The following is a 25,535-nucleotide window of genomic DNA, read 5'->3' on the forward strand; positions in this document are numbered from 1 at the left end:
TATCATTCCGCCATGGCGAGGCCGCTGATGTCAGCTCTGCTCGTCATAGCCGGCCTCCTTTACGTGACGGCGCCCCCGGCCCCCGCGGCCACCTCGGCGATGGACCGCCTGGCCGGCCCGGCCGCCCCCGCCGACCTGCACGTGATGACGTTCAACCTGCGCTTCGCGGACGACTCGTGGGTGCGGCGGCGCCCGGTCATGCGCGCCCTCCTGACGACCGAGAAGCCCGATGTCATCGGCACCCAGGAGGGCCTGGCCGCCCAGCTGGGCGACATCAGGGACGATCTGGGCGGCGGCTACGACTACATAGGACAGGGCCGCCAGGGCGGCGCCGCCGGCGAGTTCATGGCCATCTTCTTCCGCAAGGACAGGCTGACACCGCAGGCGTACGGCCATTTCTGGCTCTCCGACACTCCCCAGGTCCCCGGCTCGGAGACGTGGGGTGGTTTCGCGATCCGGATGGTCACGTGGGCGAGGTTCCTGGACCGGGCGACCGGCAAGAGCTTCTACGCCGTGAACACCCACCTGGACAATCTGAGCGAGTACGCCCGCGACCGGGGGGCGGACCTCATCCGCACCCGGCTGGCCGCGATGGACCCGCCCCGGCCGATCATCCTGACCGGCGATTTCAACACTCCCGCGCGCTCGAGCAGCCCTGTCTACGACCTGTTGGTCACCCGAGCCGGTTACCGGGACGCCTGGGCCGAGGCCGGGCGGCGCGGCCCGGCGTACGGCACGTTCCACGGCTATCGCCCACTCGTCCCGGACGGCCCCCGGATCGACTGGGTGCTGACCACCCCGGGCGTCACGGTCTCGGCCGCTCTGATCAACCGTTACCGTGGCGGCACCCAATATCCCAGCGATCATCTGCCGGTGCAGGTCCGGTTGCGCCTGCCCGGATGAATCGCGTCAGAAACGGGCGAAATCATAGGTGAAGCGCAACATCTCCGTCGTGATGTCGACGTCCGGCGCCGTGACCACAATCGCCGAGGCGGCGATCTTCTCCCGCACCTGCCGGGCCGGTGCCGATTTCCATTCCATGCGGTCCAGGCACGCGCCGAATCCGCCGTCGTTCTCGTTCGGATCGCAGGTAGTCAGTTTGATGTCGATGCCGGTGCAATCGAAGTCGCCGGTGTCGATGAACCCGAATGCCATACGCTGGAAGTCGTACGAGGCGTCGGTGGTGTTGTAGACATTGAGATAGGCGCCGTGTCGAGCGCCGCAGACACCGGCCGCGCCGTCCGGTTCAAATCTGAGCGCATCCTCGTGCTGGGCCACGGTCTTGCCGAACGGGTATGGCCATCCCCCGAGATGGGACGGTCGCAGTGTTGCTCCGTCCTTCAGGACCACGGTTATGGCAAGAACTTTCCCGTCGCCGTTCACTACCGCATGGATATATTCACTCTCGCGGTCGAATTGGGCGATGAAGCCGTCTTGGATCCTGTCCTCCTTGTCGGCCTCCTGATTCAGGAGTTGTTTGAATCGTGCGTAGGTGCCGCCAGGCTCCAGCTTTTCGAGTATCTGTTCCTCGGATGCGGTCTGATGTGGAGGATTTCGCTGTGGCCGGATCGCCAGAACGGCGACAAGGATGGCGATGGCAATCACCAGAATAGAGGTCAGCATCAGGGACATCAGGCGAACGGGATGGCCGACGACGATGTCACGCCCTGCCGTGAAAGCTACGGATATCGACTGGCGTCCGCCGTCGGGTTGCGCGTCGGAGCGTGCCTGCCAGGCATCAAGAATCTGAATGGCCGCGACGCCCAGCGCGAACATGGCCAACCCGGCGGCCCACCCCCAGGTGAACTTCTCCGAGACCTTGTTGGTCGCGATGCCGATAGCCACCGACAGCACCACCACGAGCGTCGAGGTGATGACCTTGATGGCCCGGCTGTCGCCCGACGTCACCAACCTTCGCAATGACCACCTTCGATCGGTCGAAGGTGTCCTCTTCACACTGTCATCGTCGCCGCGCACGCGACTCTTGCCAAGGGGCGTTACCGGCCTCGTGTTCCGCCGCGCGGTTCCCGAACCGGCCCAGCTCCTCGAGGAACCGGCCCACCGCCGACCGGGCCGAGGCGGCGGTCTTCGTCACCGGGTGCGAGCTGAGCCTGTTCGGAGCGGGTTTTCTGCCCAGGACGACACTTTCGCCCGGATCAAATTTTTGTCCACCGACGTGCCTCAGCTCGCGGAGGCGTCGGCCGCGTTGAACAGTGGGCGTCGACGCCTACGTCGATCCGGACGGCCCCGGCTTCCGCCCGGCGGTGAGGCAGTTCCGCCGGCACGGCAAGCCGCTGGCGGCAACCGAGTTCGGCTGCTGCACATACCGGGGCGCGACCACGAGGCCGTGGACACGGCGTTCTGGTTCACCTTCGCCAGTTACAACAGCCCGTACGACCCCGATCCCCACCCGGATCTCGACATGGCCGGCTTCGGGGTGTGCAAGGTGATGCCCGGCGGCCGCCTCGAACCGAAGCGGGCTTTCCACGCCATGGCCGAGCTGTACGGAAAGTAGCGATCCGTTGTCCTGACCGCGTTGCGCCAATTCCGAATGGCATGATCCTTTCTTTGCACTCGATCTTCGGAGCGCGGGATAATGGTTCATGGCGCAGCTGGGGTTCTTTTCGAGGTCGGTTATTGCTTCCATGCGGGATTGGTCGGGGGTGCCGAGTCATTCGCCGGAGATGGTGGAGTTCCGGCGTGGTCAGGATGAGCGGCGGCGGTGGGGTCTTCAACGACGTCATGCGTTGAAGTTGTGTCGCCTGCATGGTTGTTCGCGGGTGTGCGGAGAGTTGGGTTTGCATGATTCGACTGAGCGGATACCGCCGTTGATATGGGATGAGGAGGTCAGCTGGGCGCGGCCCCCGCGTCCGGGCGCGGTGGCTGGTGGGCACCCGGAGGTTGCGCCTGCCGGCCGTGCGGATGAGCCGGTTGAGGCCGAGTCGCCGGCGCGGGTTGGGATGGCGGCGCAGGCGGAGGTGCGAGCCGAGTCGCCGGCGCGGGTCGAGATGGCGGCGCAGGTGGAGGTGCGGCCCGAGCTGGCGGTGCAGGTGGAGGTGCGGCCCGAGCTGGCGGTGCAGGCCGAGGTGGAAGGGCGGGCCGAGCCGGCGGTGCGGGCAGGGGCCGTAGTGCGCGCTGAGCCGGTCGATCAGGCCGAGACGGTAGCGCGGGCGGAGCCGGCGGCCCGGGTCGGGGCGGTGGCTCGACCTGAGTCGACCGGTCCGGTTGAAGTGATGATGCGGGCTGAAACTGTGGCATCGGCTGGGCCGGATGAAGGTCACGGTGCGGGCCGAGTCCGCCGGGGAGGCCGGATCCCCGCTTTGGATTCCGGCCGTGGGCGGCGGTCGCGGGATCGAATCCACCATTCGCGCATGGCCTCAGCGGTCGGTGCACTATTGCGGCGCCGCGCTCAACGAAATCATTGGTGAGGCCGCGAGTGAAGCGCCTCAAGGTCTGTGCGAGGTCGGCGTGCGGAGGCGGCCAGTTTCATCCCGGTAATGGCGGCGTGCCTGATACTTTGTTCCGATCAGTATTTTCACCGAGACCGGCTCGTCGAATGTTTCGGTTGCGGGTAATGCCGCGCGGAGTTTGGCTGCGAAGTATTCCCGTTTGTCCGGAGCGGGGAGCTGGTCGATGGAGAAAGCGGAGTACAGGCTGCCGATGAGGTGTTCGAAGTCGATGGTGTCGACGTAATGGACATTGGTTTCCGATACGATCAGGTCCGCTTCCCGTAACAGACCCGCGTAACGCTGCTGGCTGGCCGCGTCTGTGCCGCAGGCGTAGCTCACGGGCTCTCCGAGCCAGTCCTCCAGGAAACCGCGAAGAGCCTGGGACCACGTGGAGTCGTGCAACCACGCCGGACTTCCGTTGGTCACCACCGCTACCGAGCCGCCCGGGTGAAGGTGGGGGACCAGATCTTTGAAAACGGTCTCGGCGTTCATCCAATGCAGCGCCTGGCCTATCGTCACCGCGCTGATCGCATCCCGTCCCAGCGTGGCGCCCACGGCTGGGACGTCGACGTCGGCGCCCAGGATCCAGGTCACGTTCCTGACCGCCCGATCCCGTGACACTTGCCGCGCTCGGGCCAGCATCTCCGGCTCGGGGTCCATGCCGATGACCGCACGGGCGCGTGACGCCATCGGAAGCGTCAACTGGCCCGTGCCGCAGCCCAGGTCCAGGACGAGGCTGGAACCGTCGAGGTTCACCGCTGCGGCCAGGGCGTCGATCACCGGAGCCGGGTATCCCCGCCGGTAGCGCTGGTAGTAGTCGACCACGTCGCCTTGGAAACCCAATCCCATGCCGGGAAGCCTGCCCGCGGCGCGTGGCGACGGCCAGGAATTTCGCCCAGCGGAGACAGCGGACGCCGGGCTAGGCGAAGACGATGGTGTGGTTGTCGTGGCGGATCACCCTGTCCTCGCTGTGCCAGCGGACCGCCCGGGACAGGACCGCCCGCTCCACGTCCGCGCCCCGGCGCTGGAGGTCGGTCACCGTCTCCGCGTGGGTCACCCGGACCACGTCCTGCTCGATGATCGGGCCCTCGTCCAGGTCCTCGGTCACGTAGTGGGCCGTGGCGCCGATCAGCTTCACGCCCCGCTGCTTCGCCTTGGCGTACGGGCCCGCCCCGATGAACGCCGGCAGGAACGAGTGGTGAATGTTGATGATCGGGACGGCCAGTTCCTTGATGAAACGGCCCGACAGGATCTGCATGTAGCGGGCCAGCACCACGAAGTCGACGTTTCCGCGCAGGAGCTGGAGATGCTGGGCCTCGGCCACCGACTTGTCGGGGCCGGCGGGGGAGGGCACGTGGAAGAACGGGATGCCGAACGAGCGCACCTCGTCCGCCGTGTCGGTGTGGTTGGAGATGACCATCGCTACGCTCACCGGCAGCTCGCCTCGGCGGTGACGCCACAGCAGGTCCAGGAGGCAGTGGTCCTCCTTCGAGGCGAAGATCGCCACGCGCTTGGGCCGGGAGAGGTCGCGCAGCGTGAACTCGAGGTCGAAACCGCGGTCCATCTCGGTGCGCAGGTCGTTCTCGATCTCCGGGAGGGCGGCCTTGAGCCCGTCCAGGCTGAACACCGTACGCTGGAAGAACGCGCCGCCGTGCGGGTTGTCCGAGTACTGGTCCAGCGACACGATGTTCGCCCCGTGCTTGCTGAGCACCGAACCGACGGCGGCCACGATGCCGGTGCGGTCGGCGCCGTGCACGATGAGGACAGCCTGGTCACGAGGGCTGTCGTCGCGCGGGCGACGGCTGGCGAGGGGCGCGTCCTGGATGAGCGTCACTGAGCAATCCTTCCGATCCGATCGTGGCGAGGGTACGCAAAGATCCGCACGCTGCGGTCGGTTTGTGACCCACCCGGCCTGGCTAAATCGAGCCAGTTCCGTAAGCTACACGCATGCCGGAGGCCCGTCGCGCGACCCTGAAGGATGTCGCGGCGGCCAGCGGCGTGTCCCGGGCCACGGTCAGCTTCGTTCTCAACGACACGCCGAACCAGACGATCTCCGAGGCCACGCGCGAGCGGGTGCTCCAGGCCGTACGAGATCTGGGTTATGTGCCTCATGGCATTGCCAAAGCCCTGCGTGAGGGTACGTCCCGGCTGGTCGTCCTCTTCATCGAGCACGGGCTCGAGGGCAACTATTCGCGCAGCTACATCCGCGGTCTCGACGACGAGCTCAGCGCGCACGACCATGTCCTGCTGGTCCGCCACGGCCTGGTCACCGAGGTCGCCAAGAAGCAGATTCTTGATGTCGTACGCCCGAGAGCCGCGCTCCGGTTCGGTGAGCCCTACCTGACCGGCCACGAGTTGCAGGATCACGGCGGCGGCCGCGACGACGGCCTGGCCGCGCACGCTGCCCAGCAGATCGGCTATCTGGCCGGCAAGGGGCACACCCGCGTCGCGATGGCGCTGCCGGCGAACGCCCCGCTGCGGGAGGTGCGCCTGCGGTTCGCGGGGGAGGCGGCGGCCGAGCTGGGCCTGTCGCCCTTACGGCCGCTGACCGGCCTGTCGAAGTTGCGCGAGTTGATCGCCGACGGGATCACCGCCGTCGCCGGCTACGACGACGACATCGCCATGCGGACGCTGGTGGCCGCCCGCGACCAGGGCCTGTCCGTGCCCGGCGATCTGGCCGTGATGGGCTTCGACGACACGGAGCACGGCGCGATGGTCACCCCGTCGCTGACCACGATCCACATCGACGCCGAGGCCCATGGGCGCCTGGCCGCCCGTATTCTGCTGGGAATGAGCGCGGACGGCCTGGAACCGACCCCCGCCCGGGTGATCGTGCGGGAGTCGGCGTAGGTCAGTTCCTCAGCAGCGCCGTCGCCAGTTCACGGCCGTTGTCCGTCCACGGCGCCGGCCGCATGGTCTTGGCGTCGAGACGTACGTTGACACGCCGCCCCTCGGCGAACACGGTCTCGCCGTCCTCGGAGGCCACCCGGAATCCGTACTCGGCGCTGGTCGTGCCCATCCGGTCGAGCCAGAACCGCACGGCGATCTCACCGGTGCCGGTGATCGGGCGGTGGAACGTGATGGCGTACTCACGAACGACGTTGAAAGCGTCCGGCGTGGTCGGGCGGCCGTTGGTGAACGAGACGCCGCGCTCCTGCCACCAGATCACGATGGCCCGCTCGACCAGGACGGCGTAGCGGGAGTTGTGCAGCACGCCCATGGCGTCAAGGTCGTCGAAGTGCACGGGCAGGCGCACGACGGCGCCGTACGTCTCGGTCAAGGTCGTCATGACAGCTCCGGAAGGATCGTCGGGTCGGTGGCGAGGGCACGCAGATAGCTGAGCAGGGCCAGCCGCGCGTGCCGGAAGGTGACGTCGGGACCGAGCGCGGTGGCCTGCATGACGGCGCAGACCCCCAGCGACTCCATCAGGAAGGGAATGCTGTCGCCCTCGCCCGCGCGCAGCTCCCCGGCCTCGACGGCCTCGCCGGCGAGCCGGGTCAGGAAGGCCATCCAGTCGGCGAGCTGCACGCCGAGCCGGTCACGCAGGACGCCGGGCCGGGCGTTGAACTCGAAGTTGGCGTTGGCGAAGAAGCATCCGCCGGGCAGCACCTGGGCCTCGTAGAAGGCGAGCCGCCGGTCATGCAGGGCCCACAGCCGCCGTACGCCCTTGGGCGCGGCCATCGCGGGCTTGATGACCTCGTCGGTCCACTGCGCGCGGGCGTGCTCGATGACGGCCAGTTGCAGCGCTTCCTTGGACCGCCAGTGAGCGAACAGCCCCGACTTGCTCACCCCGAGCGCGTCGGCGACCTGGCTCAGCGACAGCCCGTCGAGCCCGTTCACGGTCGCGAGCCGCAGCGCCTGATCGAGCACGGCGGTGCGCGTGCGCTCACCGCGTACCAGCCTGCCGTCCACCGTCATGCCGTCGACCCTACAAAACGACCGACCGTTCGTAAACATTTGTCACCGGCTTATCGTGTGGTGTGCCTCTCGATTACGACGCCGAGCTGCGCCTGCACACCGACGCGCTGCGCCGCCACTGGAACCCGCACTCCCACGACCGCGTCCTGGACATCGGCTGCGGCGCCGGCCAGACCACACGCGAGGCCGCCCGCGCGGCCACGTCCGCACTGGGGATCGACGTATCGCCCGTCGCCATCGAGCGTGCCCGCGCTCTCGCTCTCGGCCAGGACAACGTCGAATTCAGGTGCGGAGACGCCCAGACGTACGCCTTCACGCCGCACTCCTACGACGTGGCGATCAGCCGCTTCGGCACGATGTTCTTCACCGACCCGGTGGCCGCCTTCACGAACATCGCGCGGGCCCTGCGCCCCTCAGGCCGCCTGGCCATGCTGGTCTGGCAGGCCGCCGACCGCAACGAGTGGGACGTGACCATCCGCCGCGCCCTGTCCGTGCCGGTGGCTCCCGAGCCGTTCTCCCTGTCCGACCCGCCAACGGCCCGCCGGATCCTGGAATCCGCGGGTTTTACGGATGTGGATTTCATCGACGTCCACGAGCCGGTCTACTACGGCCCCGACGTGGACGCGGCCGTCACATGGGTCAGCGGTTTCACGTGCGCTCAGCCGGCCTCGACCGACCCGGAGGCCGTCGAGCGGCTGCGGTCGATGTTCGCCGATCACCAGACCCCCGACGGCGTCTGGTTCGACGCGCGGGCATGGATCATCACGGCACGCGAAAATAGTCCCGCAGCACCGTGATCAGCCCCTCCCGCACCCGGAAGATCTGCACGAGCGGGAAGACGCCACCACCCTCGAAAACAGTGTCGATCTCAGCGATGAAGACGTCGGGATCGCCCGTCTCATGCAGCATGTAGCCGGACCGCTCCACATCGACCGCGGCCGCAGGCGCCCGCTGCAGCTCGACGACACCACGGCGGATGGCTTCCCGCCCGGCAAGCCGCAGCGGAACGAGAGGCGCTTCCAGAACCCCGTTCTCGGCAAATAGCTCCGCCACCGCATCAGGATCGCGGGAGATGGCACCGGCGTAGACGTACTTCCGGAAGAGCTCCTCATGCGACAGGCTCACGATTCCCAGCCTACGGGTCGGTCCGGAGGGGAATGGTGCGGACCACGATGGAGCCACGGGTGGTCAAAGAGCCGAAGATCGTGGAGAACGACACCGAAGCTTTGGTCGTGTCACCTGGGATTACGAAGCGGAAGACGACCACACCCGAGACCGTGGATCCGGGTGGCACGCTGTCGGGCCACTGGCTGGCGATCGTTGAGGCGCTGGTAGTGATGCGGTCGGCGGTCATCTGACAGTTGCCGTAGAGCGGCAGCATGAGCGCATTCTCGCCGGCGTTGGCAGCCGTCATCGACATGCGGGTGAAGTGGGCGGTCACCTCGACCCGGTCGACGGTCAGGGTGAGCGCGCCGTTGCGGGCCGAGACCGGCTTGACCAGCCGGTCTACGCCCGACTCCCGGCCGGTGACCAGGCCGAAGGCGAAGCGGACGGCGAAGATGCTCACGACCAGGACAGCCACCACCACGACCGCGATCACGGCACGCCAGGTGCCGCTGCCCCGGGGCCGGGACGGCGGCGCGTACGGACCGTAGTGGCCCGTCGGGAGAGGCGGTTGCGTGGGGTCGGGCTGCGCGGGTGCGGTCACGGCCGCAATCGCCGCCGAGGCGACGACCAGGACCCCGATGATGAGCCACGGCGTCGGTGACCGCCACGATTCGGTGGCGATGTTGACGACCACGGCCAGGGCTGTGGAGACGAGGTACGTGGGCAGCGCTACGCCGATCGCCCGCACGCTTCTGCTCGCCATGGCCGGCCCTCCGACCCCGTGTATTGAACGGCCTCGTCAATGGCCGCAACGGCATCCTCTGCCACAAATGCGTCCGCTTCGGTGGTTGGGTCCTCGATCTGCTAGCTGGTGGCGGCGCCGGGATTGTCGTACCCCTTTGACAGGGTCTTCGGCATGACTGAGCAGCGGGTCGCGGTGGTGACCGGGGCGAGCCGCGGGGTGGGCAAAGGGATAGCGGTGGCGCTCGGCGCGGCGGGGTTCGTCGTCCACGTGACCGGCCGGTCGACCGGGGGCCGGGTGACCTTTCCGGCGGTGGGCGGCACGGTCGGGGAGACGGCCCGTGCGGTGACCGCCGCTCAGCTGACCGCGCGTGACGTCACGGCGGCGTGCCGGGCGTTGTCTGGTCGTGACCGAGCTGGCCGAGGAATAAGGGTTCACGACGTGGACGGCTCCCGTCCGTCGTCGATCCGGGCGGGATTCGCCGGGCGAGGCCGGGCTGGATCGTGACCCGGCGGCATAGAGTCCGGGTATGGGACGAGGACTGGTGCCGTACCTGTGCTGCGCCGGCGCCGCGTCGGCCATCGACTTCTACACCTCGGTGTTCGGCGCGGTCGAAGTGCAGCGCTGGACGGCGGACGACGGCCGCATCGGGCACGCCGAGGTGAGCGTGGGCGGTGAGACGCTGTTCCTGGCCGACGAGCACCCGGAGATCGGCGTGCGCGGGCCGACCACGATCGGCGGCACGGCGGTGTCGTTCGTGCTCGTCGTGCCCGACGCCGAGGCGACCCTGAGTAAAGCCGTGGAAGCCGGCGCCACCGTCGACCGGCCGGTGACGGTTCAGGACGACGGCGCGCGGTCCGGCTGGATCATCGACCCGTTCGGCCACCGGTGGAACCTGCACACCCCGGGCGAAGAACTGCCCGCCGGCCGGGTCGGCGGCAAGTACACGATCACGGAAGGCGGAGCCTGAGGCGCGGTGGAGTTCGAGCGGCTGGTGGCCGAGGCGGCCGGCGTGCCGCTGAAAGGGTGGGACTTCGGCTGGGTGGCCGGGCGGGTCGCGGGGTCGGATCCGAGCTGGTCCTATCCGTCGCTGGCGGGAGAGCTCGTGCGCGGCAGCACGCGGTTGCTCGATGTGGACACCGGCGGAGGTGAACTGCTCTCGTCGTTGGGACCGTTGCCGGCCGGCACCGTTGCCACCGGTCGATCGGCGTGGTGCTGAACAGGCATGGCCTACTCGACCCGGACGAGATGGCGCGCGTACTCGCGCCCTGACGTGAGAGCGGGGCTTGAGGCCGTGGGGTTGGCCGTCACCGACGTACGGGAGGAATGGCCGTTCCTGACCTTCTTTGACGTGGGCGCTCTGGTCTATCAGTTGCGCGCGGTCGCCTGGCAGGTTCCGGATTTCACGGTCGAGCGGTACGAGGAAGGTCTGCGCGGCATCGACCGGCGCATCCGCGCGCACGGGGAGTTCCGCGTGCGCGCGCATCGATTCCTTCTGCGTGTGGAACGGTCAGCGTAGGGCGGCCGGGCGGTAAGCGCGGATCGACGGCAGGGCCCGGCCGGTGAAGTCGAACTGGGTCAGGTTGTCGTTGGGGGCCTCGGCTCCGGGCTCCCAGCCGACGCCGGGGATCCACTCCGGCTCCCAGGCCAGGAAGCCGCGGCCCAAGGCGCCGGGCACGGCCCGCAGGACCTGGCGGATCCGCTCGTAGAAGGCGGCCTGGCCGGCGGGTGTGGCCGGGAACTGGGCCAGGTCGGGCAGCGTGGACGGGTCGGTGACGATGTTGCCGCGGCCGTCGCCGTCCTCCATCGTCCACGGGTAGGAGATCTCGGCCAGCAGGATCGGCTTGCCGTACCGGGCGGCCGAGTCGGCCAGGTTGGCCTCGAGGTCGGCGATCGAGCCGTGCCACATGGGGTAGTACGACTGGCCGAGGATGTCGTACGGCACGTTGTAAGCGGCGATGTTGTCGAAGAACCAGCGGGTGTCGCCCATCTTGCCGCCGCGGTCGATGTGCAGCATGATCCGGACGCGGTCGGACGCCGCCTCGCGGGCGCCGGTGATGGCCGACTTGAGCAGGTCGGTGAAGGCCGGCCACTGCTGGGTGCCGTCGGGCAGGTAGAGCTGGCCCACCGGCCACAGGATGCCGTTGGTGATCTCGTTGCCGACCTGGAGGATGTCGACCGGCGTGCCCTGCCTCGCGAAGTCGCGCAGCAGGTCGCGGGTGTAGGAGCGGATCTTCTTGATGAGACCGGGCAGGTCCTGGGGCCAGCTCGCCGGGATGGGCTGCTTGCCGGGGTCGGCCCAGAAGTCGCTGTAGTGCGGGTCCAGCACGATCTTCAGGCCGGCTTTCTTGGCCCGCCGCGCCAAATAGAGCGCCCGGGCCTTGTCGCTGTAGCCGTCGGGCGGGTCGACCCAGACGCGCAGCCGCATGTGGGTCGCGCCCTCGCGGGCCAGGATCTGCTCGGCCGGGCGGACCCGGCCGTTCAGGTCGCGGTAGCGCACGCCGGCCTCCTCCAGCTGAGGAAGGAACGACATGTCGGCCCCGCGAATGCTCAGCGCGGGGGAGGTCGCGGACGCGGCGCCCGGCGTGAGCGCGGCCAGGGCGACCCCGCCGGCGCCGCCCAGGAGGGCACGGCGGCTGATTGATGACATCGAGAACCTCCAATGCTTGTGAGCGCTCACGGTGCTCCTGCACAATGCGGAAGTCAAGAGGAGGGGCAGATGGCGGACGACGAGGCGCCTCATCCCAAATCGCGCGGGGCGGCCCGGCGGGCCCAGCGCCGGGGACCGACCATGGAGGACGTGGCCGCGCTGGCCGGCGTCTCGCGGGGAACGGTGTCGCGCGCGCTCAACGGCGGCGCCCACGTGAGCCCGGCCGCGCTCGCCGCCGTGCACGACGCCATGCGCAGCACGGGCTACGTCATCAACCAGAGCGCCCGCAGCCTGGTCACCCGCCGGTCGGGAGCGGTCGCCTTCGTGCTCTCGGACGCGCCCGACCGGCTCTTCGAGGATCCGGTGCTGGGCGCCTTGATGCGCACGTGCACGCAACTGCTGGCCGAGCGGGGGAGCAGCCTCATGCTGATGCTGGCCGGCGCCCCGGAGGAGCGCGAGCGGGTGCTGCACTTCGCCCGCGGCGGCCACGTCGACGGGGTCCTGCTCGTCTCGATGCACGACGGCGATCCGCTCGCGGCCCAGTTGCACGAGACCCGCGTGCCGGTGGTGGTCTGTGGGCGGCCGCCGTCGGCGGGCCCCGCCTTCCCGTTCGCCGCCGCCGACGATCGCGACGGGGCCCGGCTCATGACCCGGCATCTGGCCGGCCGTGGCCGCCGCCGCATCGCCATGGTGGCCGGCCCGCAGGACATGGCCGGCGGCGCCGAGCGACGGCAGGGCTTCCGCGACGTGCTGGGCCGCCGGGCCGGTCGTCGCGTCATCGCCTACGCGGGCGCGTACACGATCGACGCCGGCCGCGACGCGATGAGCCGGCTGCTCGAGAGCTGCCCCGACCTCGACGCCGTCTTCGTCGCCTCGGATCTGCTGGCCGTGGGCGCGCTCCAGGCCCTGCGGCAGGCGGGCCGGTCCGTGCCCGGCGACGTTCTGGTCGGCGGTTTCGACGACTCGGCGATCGCGCCGGCCACGACCCCGCCGCTCACCACGGTCCGCCAGCCCCTGCCGCAGGTGGCGGCCGAGCTGGTCGAGGTGCTGACCCAGCTGATCGCCGGCCGTCCCGCGTCCTCCCGCGTGCTGCCCACCGAGCTTGTGATCCGAGAGTCCGCGTGAGCGCTCACAGGGGAATCAGTCCAAGGCGGGCATGGTCGCTTTTCCGCGGTCCGGGAGCAGGAACGGGGTGTCGATGTCCGGAGTGCCCTCGCCGATCGTCACCGCGGCCACCCCGGTGCCCGTGCCGGCGATCTCGCCGGTCGGATCCTGGATGATGTACGTGTCCTTGCCGGTCCGGATCGTGTAGGTCGGCTTCCCGTTCGACTCGCCGGTCCGGCGGAAGCGGAACAACTGGTCCGGAGCCGCCGCGTCGCAGGCGACGGTGGTGACGGCCGGGGCCTTGGCCGAGACACACAGCGCCTCGCTACCCTTGCGGATCTTCGCGGTCCGGATCCAGTACTGGTCGCCCTCGGGCGAGGTGCGGGTGAGCACGAACAGCGCGCTGTCGTCGAAGGCCTCGGAGAGCCCGAGCTTCCCGTTGTCGAGCACGGCCACACCCGGCTCGCTGTTCTTCGGCAGCAGATAGACCTGCCGCGTCCCCGAGAAGACACCAGCGGAGGAGGCGGGGGAGGAGGAGGGCGCGGCGGCGGAGGAGGGCGCGGCGGCGGAGGACGACGGTGAAGACGGCGGCGGCGGCGGCGGCGAGGAGGTGGTGGTCGAGGAGGCCGAAGCGCCCGGAGAAGCGGCCGGGGAGGACTCGCTGGAGCAGGCCGCGACGAGCATCAGCCCCGTGAAGGCCGTGACGGCGGCGGGAACGCGGGCGATGCTGAAGTCGGTGCGCACGGAAGCTCTCCTCTGAGTCGGTTGCGAGCATCCTGCCCACCACACCCACCCCCGCGGAGCGGACGACGACGGTCATGGCAGAAATAGGGGAGATCCTCCTGGCGCTCGTAGCCGTCCGGGTCTGGAACTACGCAGGCCCGCCGAAACTCCAGCCCGTCGTCAATCCGATCGCCGCGTTTCTGCTGTTCACGGCCTTCGGCCTCGACGTCAAGATCTCCAAGACCGCTTTGGTGTACGCCGTCACGGGCGCCGCCGCGATCGCCATCATCTACGCCGTCGCGTCGCGGTTCGTGCCGGCCAACCGGGCCGACGAGCACCCGTGGCGCAAGGCCCTGGTCGAGATCCCGCTGGCCGTGGTCCTCTTCGAAGAGGTGGCCTTCCGGGGCGTACTCCAAGCGGAGATCGGCCCGTACTGGTCCGCCGTCCTTTTCGGGTTGTGGCACCTCCACCCGAAGGGTGCGCCCGGGACAGTCCTCTTCACCGCCGCGGCCGGCCTCGTCCTCTCCTGGGGCGCCGAGGTGTCCCTGCTAGTTCCCTTCGCCTGGCACTGGGCCGCCAATGGCCTGGGCGTTCTCTTCTTCCAGCAGCGCGGCCAGCCCGGCGACGCAGACCCGTAGGTCGAACTCGAACTGGCCCTCCTGCGACGTCACCCCGCTGAGCCCGCGGATCATCGGCAGGGACTCCGGCGGGGCCTCGTCCAGCATGCGCCTGAGCTCGGTCACCTGCGGATGCTCGTCGTAGCGCTCGATCAGCACCGTGTCGCGCGCCGAGGCGTACACGAACTCGGCAATGAAAGCGAGAGCCCGTGAGGCGTCGTGCGGCGTGAAGCCCGCGCTCACCATGACCTCGAGGAACCGTTCGGCCGGCTGCATGGTGGACAGGCCGGTCGGCAGCGACATCTTCACGTAGTCGAACAGCGCCCCGGTGCGCAACATCCCGTCGCGCGCCGTCGTGTCGACCTGGCCACCGAGCCGCGCTGGGCCCGCCAGAGCTCCACGTTCGGCGAGGACGCCGCCCTGACCGCACGGCTCGGGCTGGTCGCGCTGGTGAAGAACGGCACGCTGACCGAGGCCCGGATCGACGAGTCGGCCCGCCGCCTACTGCGCGGGAAGTTCGAGCTGGGCCTGTTCGACAACCCGTTCGTCGACGCCACGGCGGCCGAGACCATCGTCGGCGGGGCTGCGGCCCGGGCGGAGGGCGTGGCCGCACAGGCCGCCGCCCACACCGTACTGACAAATGCTTCCGAGGGCCCGGCGCGCTTGCCGCTGGGTCCGGGTCTGCGGGTGTACGCCGAGGGAGTGCCGCCGTCGTCCTTCGCCGACCGGGCGACCGTGGTGGAAACCCCGGCCGAGGCGGACGTGGCCGTGCTGAGGTTGCAGGCCCCGTTCGAGCAGCGCGGCGAGCAGGGCACGATCGAGTCGTTCTTCCGCGCCGGTTCCCTGGAGTTCCCGCCGGCCGAGGTCGCCCGCGTCCAGGCCATCGCCGCCACCGTGCCGACGATCGTCGACGTCTACCTGGACCGCCCGGCCATCCTGGACCCACTGGCCGAGTCGGCGGCCGCGCTGATCGTCAACTTCGGAGCGTCGGCCGAGGCCTTCATCCGCGTGCTGTTCGGCGCGGCCCAGCCGCTGGGCCGCCTGCCATTCGACATCCCGTCCTCGATGGCGGCGGTGGAGGCCAGCCGTCCCGACGTCCCCTTCGACACCGCCGGCGCCACGTTCCGCTTCGGCGATGGCCTGTCGCTGAGCTGACCGGTACTCACAAGGTCTGTGCTGTGGAGGGCAGCCTCGCGATGGTGGCCATGTGGCGCATGACCGGGATCGGGATGCCGGGATTCCGGGCGGCGTGTTTGGCACTGCCCGCGTGGAGCAGGAGGGACACCAAGGTGCCGGCCGATATCGAGGGGTTGAGCCACGCCCGCAGGCGTGCGCGTTGATCGGTGTCGGCGGCAAGCCGCCGCAGCGATTCCGGCGAGAGGCGGTGGTCCTCGGCGGCGGCTCGGCGCACGATCGGGTCGGGGTCGTGGCTGAACTGTTCGGCGAGTGCGCTCGTGGAGGCCGGGTCGGCGAGGGCGAGGATCCGCATCCGGGGGTTGGGATCACCCGAGTAGCGCAGCAGCCCGTCCCGGGGGAAGTGAGGATGTGTGCGCGGCCGGCCCGGGAAGGACAGGCTTCCCTCCCACCATGCCGCCACCTCCAGGAGCATCTCGGGCGGGGCGTCGTCGCATGACTCGGCGAGGAAGAGCCGCACGATGCGGTCCTGGTCACGCGAGAGCGTCGCCGCCACGTCGGCGGGCAGGCGCGGTGCTCGTGCGACGCTGCGGCGGACCAGCAACTTCGGCGAGGCGGCGAGCCGGCGCATGGCGTCGGCGTCGTCGTGGAGGGCGCCGATCCACCAGAGCGCGGTCGTGACGTCGGCCGGGTCGATGTCGGGGACCTCGGCGGCCATCGCCTCGATGTCCTGCGGTGTCCGGGGTGGTGCGGCGTCGGGGTGCGGAGCACGGCCGACGCCGCGGCCACCGCGGGAACGTCGCCGGGCGGCCAGTTGCTCCGCCGCCAGCTCCGCGAACATGTCCCGCTGTCCCGGATCCGGCGTGGTGGTGAGGAGCCGGTCCCACTGCGCGGCGGAAAGATGACCGGATTCGGCCGCGGCGGCGCGCACCCGCGCGGCGCCGTGGACGACGGCGGCATCCATGACTCCGGCCGGAAGGTCGTCCCGGTGGAGAAGGCCGGTCTCCCCGAAATCCAGCAGGTCGAGAAGCACGTCTTCAGGCGCCGAGCGGTTGAGCCCGAGCCCGAAAAGCCAGCCGAGAGCTATGCGTTGGTCGAGGTCGGCCGTCGCCGTCAATCTGGCCCAGGCACTGTCAACGACGTCGCCGGCATGTTTGTCAGTCATCGACCGAAGATTAGAAGATCAGGAGACCGGAGCAGCGGCTGACCCGGCTGGTCGACGCCGGCGGCCCAGAAGCCGCCGGCGTCGACGGGGAGCGGCATCAGGGCTTGCGGGCCACCGCGCCGTACGCCTCGATGGTCTCGACCTCGCCGTCCGGGCGCCAGGCGCTGATCTGCACGACGCCCGGCTCGATGATCTCGAAGCCGTCGAAGACGCTCTCGATCTGGGCGGGGCTGCGCAGGATGTACGGCACCCCGCCGCTCTCGGCCAGCTTGCGGGCGCCCTCGCGGACCGCCTCGGTGGTGTCCGTGCCGTCCCAGAAGACCAGGTAGCTGCCCGACGGCACCGCGTCCATCACCGTGTTCACGATCTCGCGGATGCGGTTGAGGCTGGGCTCGTAACCCATCACGCCCATGAACATGACCGCGACCGGCTCGGTGAAGTCGAGCGGGCCGTCGGCGTCGGCCAGGATCTTCTCCGGGTCGTGGTAGTCGGCGTGGACGTACTGGGTGACGCCCTCGTCGGTGACGCTGACGAGCAGGGCCCGGGCGTGCGCCAGCACCAGCGGGTCGTTGTCCACGTAGACGATGCGGGCCTCGGGGGTGATGCCCTGCGCCACCTCGTGCGTGTTCTGCATGGTCGGCAGGCCCGTGCCGATGTCGAGGAACTGCTTGATGCCGGCCTCGGCGGCCAGGTGGCGGACGACCCGGATCAGGAACTGCCGGGACAGCCGGGCCATCACCGCGATCTCGGGGTAGACCTGCGCGACCGCGTCACCGGCGGCCCGGTCGGCGGCGAAGTTGTCCTTCCCGCCCATCCAGTAGTTCCACATCCGGGCCGCGTGCGGCACGTTGGGCTGCAGGTCGGCGGGGGCTTCGTCCGTCATGTGTCCCTCTCCTTGTCATCGAATGCCACGTCATCAGCGATCTTGCGAAGAATCAGGGGTGTCTCGTCCGGCGGCGCGGCGTCGATGATCAGGCGGCTGAACGCGGTCGCGTAGTTGTCCAGATCGTCGTGCTTGTCCAGGTAGACGGCGCTGGTCAGGTGCTCGATGTAGACGACGTCGTCGAGTTCCTCGTGCGGGAACCGCAGGATGCTGAACGCGCCGCCGGCCGCCGCGTGCCCGCCCGAGTCGAACGGGATGATCTGCAGGCGGATGTTCGGGTTCTCCGTGGCCTCGAGCAGCGAGAGGATCTGCTCGTGCAGCACCTCGCGGCCGCCGATGAGCCGGCGCAGCACGGCCTCGTCGAGCACGGCCCACAGCTTCGGGGCGTCGGGCCGGGTCAGGATCTGCTTGCGGGCCATGCGCAGTTTCGCCCGGCGCTCCACCTCGGTCGTGCCCGGTCCCTGGTGGCCGAGGCGGATGACCGCGCTGGCGTACGCCTCGGTCTGCAGCAGTCCCGGGACGAACTGGATCTCGTACGTCCGGATGAGCTCGGCCGACTGCTCCAGGTCGAGGTAGTTGGTGAACCAGCTGTCGAGCACGTCGCCGTACGTGCGCCACCAGCCCGGCGAGTTGGCCTCGCGGGTCAGTTCGAGCAGCCGGTCGTGCTCCTCCTTGTCCTCCACTCCGTACAGAACAAGGAGGTCGGTGATGTCGCGGGGCTTGAAGCTGACCCGGCCCAGCTCCATCCGGCTGATCTTGGATTCGGACGCACGGATGCGATATCCGGCGTCCTCCCGGCTGACACCCTTGGCCAGGCGCAGTTCGCGCAGGCGGGCGCCCAGCTGGAGCCTGCGCACGGTGGAGCCACCGCTGTCCTGTCTCCCGGTCACGTTGACCTGCTTATCAGGCTCTGAGCTCGCACGCTACGGCTTGCGGCCGACGGCGCAGAACTGACTGATCTCGGTTTCGTCGGTCCTCCAGCGGGTCACCGGCACCACGCCGGGCTCCACAAGCGCCAGTCCATCGAAGAGCTTCGCTATCCGCTCGGGGCTGCGCAGGTGATACTTCGGGTTGGCCGAGACATTCCAGATGCGACTGGCCTCCGTGGTGGCCGGGTCGGTGTCGGCGCCGTCGTACATGGCCAGGTAACTGCCGCTGAGCAGGCCGCGCATCAGACGGTCGATGATGTTCTTGGCCTTGTCGTCGCTCTCGATGTGCCCGAGAACGCCCATCAGCGTCACCGCGACGGGCCGGGAAAGATCGAGCGTCGCGGCGGCGGCCCGGAGGATCGCTTCCGGGTCTCTGAGATCTTCGTGTACGTAGTCAGTGGCTCCCTCGTCGGTGCTGCTCAACAAACGGCGCGCGTGCGCCAGCACCAGAGGGTCGTTGTCCACGTAGACGACACGGGCGGCCGGGTCGGCCTTCTGCGCCACCTCGTGCGTGTTCTCCGCAGTCGGCAGCCCGGTGCCGATGTCGAGGAACTGGGTGATCCCGGCCTCGAGCACCAGGTAGCGGACGGCCCGGGCGAGAAAGGCGCGCGAGAGCTTCGCGTGCTCCGCGAGCTGCGGCAACGTGGCGATGATCTGGTCACCGACGGCCCGGTCGGCGGCGAAGTTGTCGGTGCCGCCGAGCAGGTAGTTCCAGATCCGTGCGGTCTCCGGCACGTTCGTGTCGAGCCGGTCGATGTCCTCAGCCACGCGACCATCCTTTGTGGAGATCCACGACGATGATCGACAGCATACTCACGCCGGGACCGGGTGAGTCTCCACCCGGTCGGCTATTTCCTTCAACCGCTCGGCGCATTGAGCTTGACAAGCTTAGTGGACGGCGGGTGCGTTTTCCTTCAGCCACTCCGTGTAGGTCTGTGTGCCCCGGGGGCCGTCGCCGGTCGGTACCAGGCCGCCGGCGCTCATGCCGCCGGGGAAGTAGACGGGCAGGATGGGGCGGCGGCGGGCGCCTCCCGCGGCCATCAGGCGGCGGGCCATGTCGACCAGGGTCTCCAGCTGCGGGCCGGCCAGTTCGGGGGCCATGGCCCGCGGGGGTTCCAGGGCCAGGCCGGCCAGGTGCTCGCCGACCTCGTGGACGGCGATCGGCTGGACCTTGCCCGTCGGGACCAGGGCCAACGGGCCGGGGACCGACGACAGCAGCTGGCCGGCGAACTCGTGGAACTGCGTGGCTCGCAGGATCGTCCACGGCAGGCCCGAGGAGCGGACGATCTCCTCCTGGCGGAGCTTGCCGGCGTAGTAGCCGTTCTTCACGCGGTCCACACCGACGATCGACAGGGACAGGAAGTGTTGTACACCGGCTCGGGCGGCCGCGGCCGTCAGGTTGGTGCCGGCCTTGTCGAAGAAGCCGACGGCGACCGCCTTGCGCTGGGTCAGCACGTTGCTGACGTCGATGACCGCGTCGGCGCCGGTCAGGGCCGCGTCCAGGCCGGAACCGGTCAGCAGGTCGACCCCGGCGGCGCGGGACAGGACCACGGGGGAGTGGCCTCGGGTGCGGATCGCCTCGACGACCTGCCGTCCGGCCAGGCCGGTGCCGCCCGCGACTGCGATCTTCATGGTCTTCTCATCTCTCTGAAGGGGCCGTACGGGAGAGGGACGAGGCAGCCGCCGGGAACGTGACAGTGACCCGTGGCACAACCCGCGCCGTCACGAAACGGCGGGATGGCTCGTCCATGACGCATGACACCTGTGAACACGTGGCTGCGGGGCGGCCTGCTGACCCTGGCCGGGCTTCAGACGATCGTCTCGGCCTGGCAGTACCTCTTCCCGCGGGCGTTCTACGACCACTTCCCGACCGTGAAGCTGGATCCGCCGTACAACGAGCATCTGGTGTCGGACGTGGGCGGGCTCGGGCTGGCGCTGACCGCGATGCTGTACTTCGCGGCCGTGATCATGGAGAACAAGGTCGTCATGTCGGCGCTGATCGGCTATCTGATCTACGCCGCGACGCATTTCTTCTTCCACGTGACGCACTTCGACAACTTCTCGCTGGCCGAGGCGCTGGGCGTGGGCACGGGCCTCGGCATCGAGGTGGTGCTGGCCGCCCTGCTGCTCTACGTCGCCTGGGCTACTCGTGGGGCAGCAGACAACGCCACGTCGCGGCCACGTAGTTAGCGGCGCCGACCCGGTACATCGGCCAGACGGGCTCGGTGGCGCGGGGCAGCCGGCTCTGGACCTCGAGCGCGGCCGCACCGCGAAGACGCTGCTCGGCGTACCAGCCGGCCGGCGGGGCGTCGAACGGCCAGGCCTTCCAGGAATCGGGCTCGTAGTCGATCTTCACCGTGGCCAGCAGGACCGCGGGCGGGCGGAAGATCTCGCCGTGGAGGACCTGGCGGCGCAGCCGCTGCACGCGGTCGTGCAGTTCGTGCAGCGCCGGTGGGAACGAGACGACCGGTCCCGCGTCGAGCCGGGCGCGGAGATATCTGCCGCCGGCGACCCACACCCGTACGTCATGGAAAGGTCTGTCGCCCCTGGTCGTATCGACCGGCGTGCTGAGCGCGTCAAGAGCGTGGATCCGCAGCGCCCGCACCTCGGCGGCGCGAAGGCGCAGGCTGGCTGCCGCGTCGGCGTACGCGGTGCCGTCGTCGTAGACCACGAGCGGAGGCGGTTCGAAGACGCCGGCGCCGGGCTTGAAGAAGCCGCCCGGCCGGGACCACTCGAACATCGGCCGGCTGGGTACGCCTCCGGCGCCGACCGCCAGCACGGTGAAGGCGCCGGCGGCGGTGGTCAGGAACGTTCGGCGGTCCATTCGATCAGACTAAACGGGCAAAACGATCGCCGGGCCGGGTGGGGCAGAATGATCGCGTGCGAGAAGTGGTGGATGGGGTCTTCGAGCTGAGCCTCGGTTTCGTGAACGTGCACCTGGTCGTCACCGACGACGGTGTCGTGCTGGTCGACACGGGGTTGCCGCGCAACGCCAAGCGCATCGACCGCGCCCTGCGCGACATGAGGAAGGCGATCGGTGACGTCCGCGTCGTGCTGCTCACGCACCATCACGCCGATCACATCGGCAACGTGGCCGACATCCGCCGCCGGTCGGGCGCCCGGGTCGTCGCCCATGCCGCGGACGCTCCGGTCATCACCGGCGCGATCACCGGTGAGCCTCCCAAAGGCCTGGCCAAGTTCGCCGTACGCCTGATCGGCACCCCCGAGCCGACCAAGATCGACCAGCTGATCACGCGTGACGAGAGCAGCCCCGTGCCGGGCTTCACCGCTCTGCACACGCCCGGGCACACCCGCGGCCACGTCTCCTACCTGCTCGACCGCGACGGCGGGGTGCTCTTCGTGGGCGACACCGCCGGCACCACCCGTGACGGCAAGGTGGCGCTGGGGCCCACGCAGGTCTCGGCCGACCCGGCCGAGCAGGGGCGCAGCATCGCCAAGCTGGCCACCTACAACTTCGAGCATGCCGTCTTCGGCCACGGCCGGGCCGTCACCGGGCGGGCCGTCGAGCGTTTCCGGGAGTACGCGGGCGCGCGCCCAGCCGGCGACGACGGTGCCGCCCCTGACGGCGAGGGTGGCGCTGCCCCTGACAGCGCTGCCCCTGGTGGCGCCGATTCAGACGGCGATGCGGAAGGGCGGAGCTGAGGTCGGGGCCGCCGTCAGCCGTACGACATCCTGCTCCTCCTCCATCGGCAGCGGCGCCGCCCCGGCGCCGGCGATCGGGCGCGGCCGGCGAGGCACGTGCGGGCCCGAGCTGCCGCCGCGGCCCGGATAGACGTAGAGGCCGTGCACCGGATCGGGCACCGCGTCGAGCGCCGCCGTCACCAGCGGCAGGGCGCGGAACGCCGTCCAGCGCTCGTCGCTCACGAACGCGATCTCGAACAGAACGCCCCACGTGTGGGTGTGCCACTCCCACTGATAGGCACCGTGAGTGATGGCGGCCTCCGTCAGCGCTGTGCCCAGCCCGTCGCGCCAGGCGCGCGCGGAGCCGCCGGGCCCGTCAAGGACCTCGATCGACCACCAGCGCAGTTCCATGAGGCGACTGTAGACCCGCTGCACAAGATCTGACATCAAAAGAAACGATCAAGAAAAGCACCCGAATTGGGGAGGCCGATTTCTCCATTCACTCGGCCGATCGGATGGTTGCGCCGTTACCGGGTGCGTTGAAAAGTGTTATCGGAAATCACCGAATAGCGAGCGTATCTGTCGGGGGGACAGGGATGAAATTCACGCACGCGCTGACCGCGTCGGCGGCCGCCGCGACCGGCCTGGTGACCGTATTGGCCGGCGTTCCGGCCTATGCCGGAGGCGGTGGCCACCACGGCCCGCCGCCGATCCGGACGATCACCAAAGGTCTCGACGGGCCGTTCGGCCTGGACGTCACGTCGTCACGCCACGCGCTGGTGGCTGAGGGGGACTCCGGCGAGATCACCGCGGTCGACCTGCACAACGGCCGTCAGCGAACGCTGATCTCGAAGCTGCCGTCACCGTCCGGTGTGACCACCGACGGCCGCCGGATCTACATCGCGCTGGGCGGGCCGGCGCCGGACGGGCCTCCGCCGCCGCCGTCGAAATACAAGCCGGCCACCGTGCTGGTCGCCGACAAGAACGGCAAGAATGTCCGGGTCCTGGCCGATCTGCTGAAGTATGAACTGAAGCACAACCCGGACAGGCAGAAGCAATTCGACGCCAAGGGCAAGCCGTACGACGCTCTTTCCAACCCGTTCAGCATCACTTCCACGAAGTGGGGACTGCTGGTCGCGGACGGCGGGGCGAATGATGTTCTGCGCGTCAATCCGCGTACGGGAAAGGTCTCAACTTTCTTCGTCCCGCCGAACCCGCGCACGAAGGAATGCCTGAAGCCGGACGCGCAGGCCAACCCGGGCACCAAGGGCTGTGACTCGGTGCCGACCGGCGTCGTGGCCAGCGGAAAGTACGTCTACGTGTCCACCCTGGGCGCAGAGAAGCCGAGAGCGTCGTCCATCTGGAAGCTCGACGGTCGCACCGGCCGCGTCCTGAAGGTCTGGCACGGCTTCACGTCGCTGACCGGCGTCGCGGTCGCGCCCAACGGCACGCTGTACGCCTCCGAGGTGCTTTACGGCATGCCCGCCGGGCCGACGCCGCCGCCCGGCTTCGACCCGTCCAAGGTCGGCCGCCTCACCCGCATCCAGCACGGCAAGGTCACGCACGCCCAGGTGACCATGCCGACCGGCATCGAGTACGCCAACGGCAGCCTCTACTCCACCGCGTGGAGCACGGCGAGCTTCGTGGGCATCAAGAAGGCGGGCCGCCTCGTGCAGGTCAGCCCGAAGGCCTTCCACTAAGGGCCCTCCACAGGAGCGGCGCGCCTCTCCGACCGGCGCCGCCCCCGGCTGCCGGGGTGACGACAAGTCACCCCGGCAGCTGCGTCTGTACGATCGAACACCGTGTTCACCCCGTACAAGATCTTCCGAATCGCCGCCGTGGCCGAGGCCTTCTCCTGGGCCGGCCTGCTCGTCGGCATGTACCTCAAGCGCGTCACCGAGACCACCGACCTGGGCGTCTACATCTTCGGCCGGGTGCACGGCCTGCTCTTCGTCGTCTACATCGCCGCCGCGATCTGGACCGCCCGCGCCGAGCGCTGGTCCCTGCTGCGCACCCTGGCCGGCCTGGCCGCCTCCATCCCGCCTTTCACGTCGCTCATCTTCGAGCGCTGGGTGGCCAAGCGCCGCCCGGCCGGGGCCGGCGCCGGCGAAATCCGGCAGGCCGCTTGATCCGGTCGAAAAGGGCGTAGGAACGAAACCGGCAATAGTCCGCTAAATGGCTCGCTGAACGGCTGGGAGAGCGCGATCCTTTCAGCGACGCATTAAACGTGTTGCCCGGCGGGCGCGCTCCCATGCAAGGTCATGACGCCGGGTCGCCCACGAGCCGGTCGACGGGCCTGGGCAATAACGGATATGCCGGTATCGGGGGTGCGTATCCCGCCAAAACCGTGACCCGCTCGTGGCGACACCCGTTCTCCACCGTGCGTTCCGGGGCGACGTACGGCCCTTTGTCGTGCTTTCCACCGCCGGATAGAATCGCCGCCTGAGATCCAAGGGGGCGGGCCGACGTGTTGCGGATTCACTTCACGCCGGAGGATGTCGGGCGCGTGCGGATCGCCGGTGAGCCCGATCCGCTCTGGGAGACCATTTTCAGCGTCTGGCGGCTGCGCCGGCCCGGTCCCGAGCTGATCTACGGGCGCTGGCGGGACCACGCGTTGCGGGCGAGCCGGCGTACGGACCTCGAATTGCTGTTGCCCTTGGTCCGAGGCGCCTATTACCCCGACTTCCTCACCCCGGCCGAGGGCGCCCAGGGTTTGCCGGCCGCTCTCGAGGCCGTGCTCTCCACCCCGGCCACCCGGCTGCGCGAGGAGATGCGCGAGCTGGTGCGCGCCGGCGGGCCCACCCCGCCCTGGATGGCCCGGCTGGCCGACGGTGACCGGACCACACTGGAACGGCTGGCCGGAGCTCTGCGGTCGCAGTACGACTCCGCCGTCGCCCCCTTCTGGGACACGGCCCGGGCCCAGATCGAGGCCGAGCGTTCCCGGCGGGCCCGGGTGCTGCTCGACCAGGGCGCCGAGGGCCTGCTCGACAGCTTCCGCCCGCAGCTGCGCTGGGAGCCGCCGGTCCTCGAGGCCGATGTCCCGTTCGAGCAGACCATCCACCTCGACGGGCGCGGCCTGCTGCTCGTGCCGTCCTACCTGTCGTGGGGCACGCCCGACGTCCTGCGCGACACGTCGCTGCCGCCGGTGCTGGTCTATCCGGTCGAGCACGACCTGACGCTGCGGGCGCCGGGCGAGGCGACGAGCCTGGCCGCGCTGATCGGGCGTACGAGAACAAGCCTTCTGGAATCTCTCTCCGACCCCCGGACCACGTCCGAGCTGGCCCGCCGGGTCGGGGTGAGCGCGGCCAGCGTCAGCCAGCACACGGCGGTGCTGCGCGAGGCCCGCCTGATCACCACGAGCCGGGCCGGCAAGGCCGTGGTGCACACGCTCACCCCTTTGGGTAACGCCCTGTTGAGCGACCTGCCCTGACGACGCCTACCATCGAGTGATGTGAATCACGCGAAGGAGGCG

Annotated in this window: 33 protein-coding genes; 16 read left to right on the plus strand and 17 right to left on the minus strand. The window is 69.4% G+C overall.

Features of this window, described 5'->3' with window-relative positions:
* The first annotated feature begins 12 nt into the window (after positions 1 to 12).
* Entirely contained in the window at positions 13 to 903 is an 891-nt protein-coding gene (locus ACFY36_RS42055) for an endonuclease/exonuclease/phosphatase family protein (protein ID WP_499751518.1), read from the plus strand.
* A gap of 6 nt (positions 904 to 909) precedes the next feature.
* Here ACFY36_RS42055 and ACFY36_RS42060 read toward each other — a convergent pair whose 3' ends face one another.
* Positions 910 to 1,908 carry a hypothetical protein gene (locus tag ACFY36_RS42060; RefSeq protein WP_499751519.1) on the minus strand — a complete coding sequence of 333 codons (999 nt, stop codon included), beginning with the start codon at positions 1,906 to 1,908 and terminating at the stop codon, positions 910 to 912.
* 439 nt (positions 1,909 to 2,347) lie between these two features.
* Here ACFY36_RS42060 and ACFY36_RS42065 point away from each other — a divergent pair, with 439 nt between their 5' ends.
* Positions 2,348 to 2,515: a hypothetical protein gene (locus ACFY36_RS42065; RefSeq protein ID WP_499751520.1), complete on the plus strand. Its 168-nt coding sequence runs from the start codon at positions 2,348 to 2,350 to the stop codon at positions 2,513 to 2,515.
* Between the two features lie 931 nt (positions 2,516 to 3,446).
* Here the strand turns inward: ACFY36_RS42065 and ACFY36_RS42070 are convergent.
* On the minus strand, positions 3,447 to 4,298 hold the full coding sequence (locus ACFY36_RS42070; RefSeq protein WP_499751521.1) for a class I SAM-dependent methyltransferase: 852 nt from the start codon (positions 4,296 to 4,298) through the stop codon (positions 3,447 to 3,449).
* A gap of 70 nt (positions 4,299 to 4,368) precedes the next feature.
* Positions 4,369 to 5,283, minus strand: a complete 915-nt coding sequence (gene purU / locus ACFY36_RS42075; protein WP_499751522.1) for a formyltetrahydrofolate deformylase — start codon at positions 5,281 to 5,283, stop codon at positions 4,369 to 4,371.
* A gap of 113 nt (positions 5,284 to 5,396) precedes the next feature.
* Here purU and ACFY36_RS42080 point away from each other — a divergent pair, with 113 nt between their 5' ends.
* Positions 5,397 to 6,299 carry a LacI family DNA-binding transcriptional regulator gene (locus tag ACFY36_RS42080; protein WP_499751523.1) on the plus strand — a complete coding sequence of 301 codons (903 nt, stop codon included), beginning with the start codon at positions 5,397 to 5,399 and terminating at the stop codon, positions 6,297 to 6,299.
* Position 6,300: 1 nt separating this feature from the next.
* On the opposite strand, the gene ACFY36_RS42085 is transcribed toward ACFY36_RS42080, so the two are convergent.
* Together ACFY36_RS42085 and ACFY36_RS42090 are read right to left on the minus strand one after the other, a co-directional pair.
* Positions 6,301 to 6,738 carry an acyl-CoA thioesterase gene (locus ACFY36_RS42085; protein ID WP_499751524.1) on the minus strand — a complete coding sequence of 146 codons (438 nt, stop codon included), beginning with the start codon at positions 6,736 to 6,738 and terminating at the stop codon, positions 6,301 to 6,303.
* Entirely contained in the window at positions 6,735 to 7,367 is a 633-nt protein-coding gene (locus ACFY36_RS42090; RefSeq protein WP_499751525.1) for a TetR/AcrR family transcriptional regulator, read from the minus strand. The genes ACFY36_RS42085 and ACFY36_RS42090 overlap by 4 nt, the downstream gene beginning before the upstream one ends.
* 62 nt (positions 7,368 to 7,429) lie before the next feature.
* On the opposite strand from ACFY36_RS42090, the gene ACFY36_RS42095 reads away from it, so the two are divergent.
* Entirely contained in the window at positions 7,430 to 8,164 is a 735-nt protein-coding gene (locus ACFY36_RS42095) for a class I SAM-dependent methyltransferase (RefSeq protein WP_499751526.1), read from the plus strand.
* Here the strand turns inward: ACFY36_RS42095 and ACFY36_RS42100 are convergent.
* Together ACFY36_RS42100 and ACFY36_RS42105 are read right to left on the minus strand one after the other, a co-directional pair.
* The gene (locus ACFY36_RS42100; RefSeq protein ID WP_499751527.1) at positions 8,130 to 8,492 is read right to left on the minus strand and encodes a nuclear transport factor 2 family protein; all 363 of its coding nucleotides are present in this window, start codon (positions 8,490 to 8,492) and stop codon (positions 8,130 to 8,132) included. The two genes, ACFY36_RS42095 and ACFY36_RS42100, sit on opposite strands and share 35 nt — an antisense overlap.
* A 10-nt stretch (positions 8,493 to 8,502) precedes the next feature.
* Positions 8,503 to 9,237 carry a hypothetical protein gene (locus ACFY36_RS42105; RefSeq protein ID WP_499751528.1) on the minus strand — a complete coding sequence of 245 codons (735 nt, stop codon included), beginning with the start codon at positions 9,235 to 9,237 and terminating at the stop codon, positions 8,503 to 8,505.
* A gap of 153 nt (positions 9,238 to 9,390) precedes the next feature.
* Between ACFY36_RS42105 and ACFY36_RS42110 the strand changes: the two genes are divergently transcribed.
* The 4 genes from ACFY36_RS42110 (at position 9,391) to ACFY36_RS42125 (ending at position 10,735) form a co-directional block, all read left to right on the plus strand.
* Complete coding sequence (locus tag ACFY36_RS42110; protein ID WP_499751529.1) at positions 9,391 to 9,723, plus strand: hypothetical protein; 333 nt, start codon at positions 9,391 to 9,393, stop codon at positions 9,721 to 9,723.
* A gap of 22 nt (positions 9,724 to 9,745) precedes the next feature.
* A complete protein-coding gene (locus ACFY36_RS42115; RefSeq protein WP_499751530.1) occupies positions 9,746 to 10,186 on the plus strand; it encodes a VOC family protein in 441 nt (146 codons plus the stop codon).
* Between the two features lie 6 nt (positions 10,187 to 10,192).
* A complete protein-coding gene (locus ACFY36_RS42120; RefSeq protein WP_499751531.1) occupies positions 10,193 to 10,435 on the plus strand; it encodes a hypothetical protein in 243 nt (80 codons plus the stop codon).
* A gap of 75 nt (positions 10,436 to 10,510) precedes the next feature.
* Positions 10,511 to 10,735 carry a hypothetical protein gene (locus tag ACFY36_RS42125; RefSeq protein ID WP_499751532.1) on the plus strand — a complete coding sequence of 75 codons (225 nt, stop codon included), beginning with the start codon at positions 10,511 to 10,513 and terminating at the stop codon, positions 10,733 to 10,735.
* Here the strand turns inward: ACFY36_RS42125 and ACFY36_RS42130 are convergent.
* Positions 10,727 to 11,866, minus strand: a complete 1,140-nt coding sequence (locus ACFY36_RS42130) for a glycoside hydrolase family 53 protein (RefSeq protein WP_499751533.1) — start codon at positions 11,864 to 11,866, stop codon at positions 10,727 to 10,729. The genes ACFY36_RS42125 and ACFY36_RS42130 overlap by 9 nt on opposite strands.
* 69 nt (positions 11,867 to 11,935) lie before the next feature.
* Here ACFY36_RS42130 and ACFY36_RS42135 point away from each other — a divergent pair, with 69 nt between their 5' ends.
* Positions 11,936 to 12,991 (plus strand): LacI family DNA-binding transcriptional regulator, encoded by a 1,056-nt coding sequence (locus ACFY36_RS42135; protein ID WP_499751534.1) that lies wholly within the window; start codon positions 11,936 to 11,938, stop codon positions 12,989 to 12,991.
* 15 nt (positions 12,992 to 13,006) lie between these two features.
* On the opposite strand, the gene ACFY36_RS42140 is transcribed toward ACFY36_RS42135, so the two are convergent.
* On the minus strand, positions 13,007 to 13,714 hold the full coding sequence (locus ACFY36_RS42140) for a hypothetical protein (RefSeq protein WP_499751535.1): 708 nt from the start codon (positions 13,712 to 13,714) through the stop codon (positions 13,007 to 13,009).
* 74 nt (positions 13,715 to 13,788) lie between these two features.
* On the opposite strand from ACFY36_RS42140, the gene ACFY36_RS42145 reads away from it, so the two are divergent.
* Positions 13,789 to 14,331 carry a CPBP family intramembrane glutamic endopeptidase gene (locus ACFY36_RS42145; protein WP_499751536.1) on the plus strand — a complete coding sequence of 181 codons (543 nt, stop codon included), beginning with the start codon at positions 13,789 to 13,791 and terminating at the stop codon, positions 14,329 to 14,331.
* Here the strand turns inward: ACFY36_RS42145 and ACFY36_RS42150 are convergent.
* On the minus strand, positions 14,242 to 14,649 hold the full coding sequence (locus ACFY36_RS42150) for a TetR/AcrR family transcriptional regulator C-terminal domain-containing protein (RefSeq protein WP_499751537.1): 408 nt from the start codon (positions 14,647 to 14,649) through the stop codon (positions 14,242 to 14,244). The two genes, ACFY36_RS42145 and ACFY36_RS42150, sit on opposite strands and share 90 nt — an antisense overlap.
* 111 nt (positions 14,650 to 14,760) lie before the next feature.
* On the opposite strand from ACFY36_RS42150, the gene ACFY36_RS42155 reads away from it, so the two are divergent.
* Positions 14,761 to 15,465, plus strand: coding sequence for a glycoside hydrolase family 3 C-terminal domain-containing protein (locus tag ACFY36_RS42155; RefSeq protein WP_499751538.1), 705 nt, complete (start codon positions 14,761 to 14,763; stop codon positions 15,463 to 15,465).
* Between the two features lie 7 nt (positions 15,466 to 15,472).
* Here ACFY36_RS42155 and ACFY36_RS42160 read toward each other — a convergent pair whose 3' ends face one another.
* From ACFY36_RS42160 to ACFY36_RS42180, 5 genes are all read right to left on the minus strand, one after another.
* The gene (locus ACFY36_RS42160) at positions 15,473 to 16,609 is read right to left on the minus strand and encodes a hypothetical protein (RefSeq protein ID WP_499751539.1); all 1,137 of its coding nucleotides are present in this window, start codon (positions 16,607 to 16,609) and stop codon (positions 15,473 to 15,475) included.
* Positions 16,610 to 16,706: 97 nt separating this feature from the next.
* Positions 16,707 to 17,492 (minus strand): SAM-dependent methyltransferase, encoded by a 786-nt coding sequence (locus ACFY36_RS42165; protein WP_499751540.1) that lies wholly within the window; start codon positions 17,490 to 17,492, stop codon positions 16,707 to 16,709.
* Positions 17,489 to 18,382: a Sco1979 family transcriptional regulator gene (locus ACFY36_RS42170; RefSeq protein ID WP_499751541.1), complete on the minus strand. Its 894-nt coding sequence runs from the start codon at positions 18,380 to 18,382 to the stop codon at positions 17,489 to 17,491. Before ACFY36_RS42170 ends, ACFY36_RS42165 begins: the two co-directional genes overlap by 4 nt.
* A gap of 33 nt (positions 18,383 to 18,415) precedes the next feature.
* Complete coding sequence (locus ACFY36_RS42175; protein WP_499751620.1) at positions 18,416 to 19,210, minus strand: SAM-dependent methyltransferase; 795 nt, start codon at positions 19,208 to 19,210, stop codon at positions 18,416 to 18,418.
* 99 nt (positions 19,211 to 19,309) lie between these two features.
* Entirely contained in the window at positions 19,310 to 20,053 is a 744-nt protein-coding gene (locus ACFY36_RS42180) for an SDR family oxidoreductase (protein ID WP_499751542.1), read from the minus strand.
* Positions 20,054 to 20,176: 123 nt separating this feature from the next.
* Between ACFY36_RS42180 and ACFY36_RS42185 the strand changes: the two genes are divergently transcribed.
* Positions 20,177 to 20,611 (plus strand): hypothetical protein, encoded by a 435-nt coding sequence (locus ACFY36_RS42185; RefSeq protein ID WP_499751543.1) that lies wholly within the window; start codon positions 20,177 to 20,179, stop codon positions 20,609 to 20,611.
* Here ACFY36_RS42185 and ACFY36_RS42190 read toward each other — a convergent pair.
* Positions 20,565 to 21,245: a hypothetical protein gene (locus ACFY36_RS42190; protein WP_499751544.1), complete on the minus strand. Its 681-nt coding sequence runs from the start codon at positions 21,243 to 21,245 to the stop codon at positions 20,565 to 20,567. The genes ACFY36_RS42185 and ACFY36_RS42190 overlap by 47 nt on opposite strands.
* Before the next feature lie 56 nt (positions 21,246 to 21,301).
* Between ACFY36_RS42190 and ACFY36_RS42195 the strand changes: the two genes are divergently transcribed.
* Entirely contained in the window at positions 21,302 to 22,084 is a 783-nt protein-coding gene (locus ACFY36_RS42195; RefSeq protein ID WP_499751545.1) for an MBL fold metallo-hydrolase, read from the plus strand.
* On the opposite strand, the gene ACFY36_RS42200 is transcribed toward ACFY36_RS42195, so the two are convergent.
* Positions 22,055 to 22,474 carry a hypothetical protein gene (locus ACFY36_RS42200; RefSeq protein WP_499751546.1) on the minus strand — a complete coding sequence of 140 codons (420 nt, stop codon included), beginning with the start codon at positions 22,472 to 22,474 and terminating at the stop codon, positions 22,055 to 22,057. The genes ACFY36_RS42195 and ACFY36_RS42200 overlap by 30 nt on opposite strands.
* Positions 22,475 to 22,659: 185 nt before the next feature.
* Between ACFY36_RS42200 and ACFY36_RS42205 the strand changes: the two genes are divergently transcribed.
* The 3 genes from ACFY36_RS42205 to ACFY36_RS42215 all read left to right on the plus strand — a co-directional run bounded on the left by ACFY36_RS42205 (position 22,660) and on the right by ACFY36_RS42215 (position 25,493).
* On the plus strand, positions 22,660 to 23,763 hold the full coding sequence (locus ACFY36_RS42205) for a ScyD/ScyE family protein (RefSeq protein ID WP_499751547.1): 1,104 nt from the start codon (positions 22,660 to 22,662) through the stop codon (positions 23,761 to 23,763).
* A gap of 102 nt (positions 23,764 to 23,865) precedes the next feature.
* Positions 23,866 to 24,192, plus strand: a complete 327-nt coding sequence (locus tag ACFY36_RS42210) for a DUF3817 domain-containing protein (protein ID WP_499751548.1) — start codon at positions 23,866 to 23,868, stop codon at positions 24,190 to 24,192.
* A 338-nt stretch (positions 24,193 to 24,530) separates the two neighbouring features.
* A complete protein-coding gene (locus tag ACFY36_RS42215) occupies positions 24,531 to 25,493 on the plus strand; it encodes an ArsR/SmtB family transcription factor (protein ID WP_499751549.1) in 963 nt (320 codons plus the stop codon).
* Positions 25,494 to 25,535 lie beyond the last annotated feature (42 nt).

The sequence above is a fragment of the Actinoplanes sp. NPDC000266 genome (assembly GCF_042899005.1).
Classification (GTDB): domain Bacteria; phylum Actinomycetota; class Actinomycetes; order Mycobacteriales; family Micromonosporaceae; genus Actinoplanes.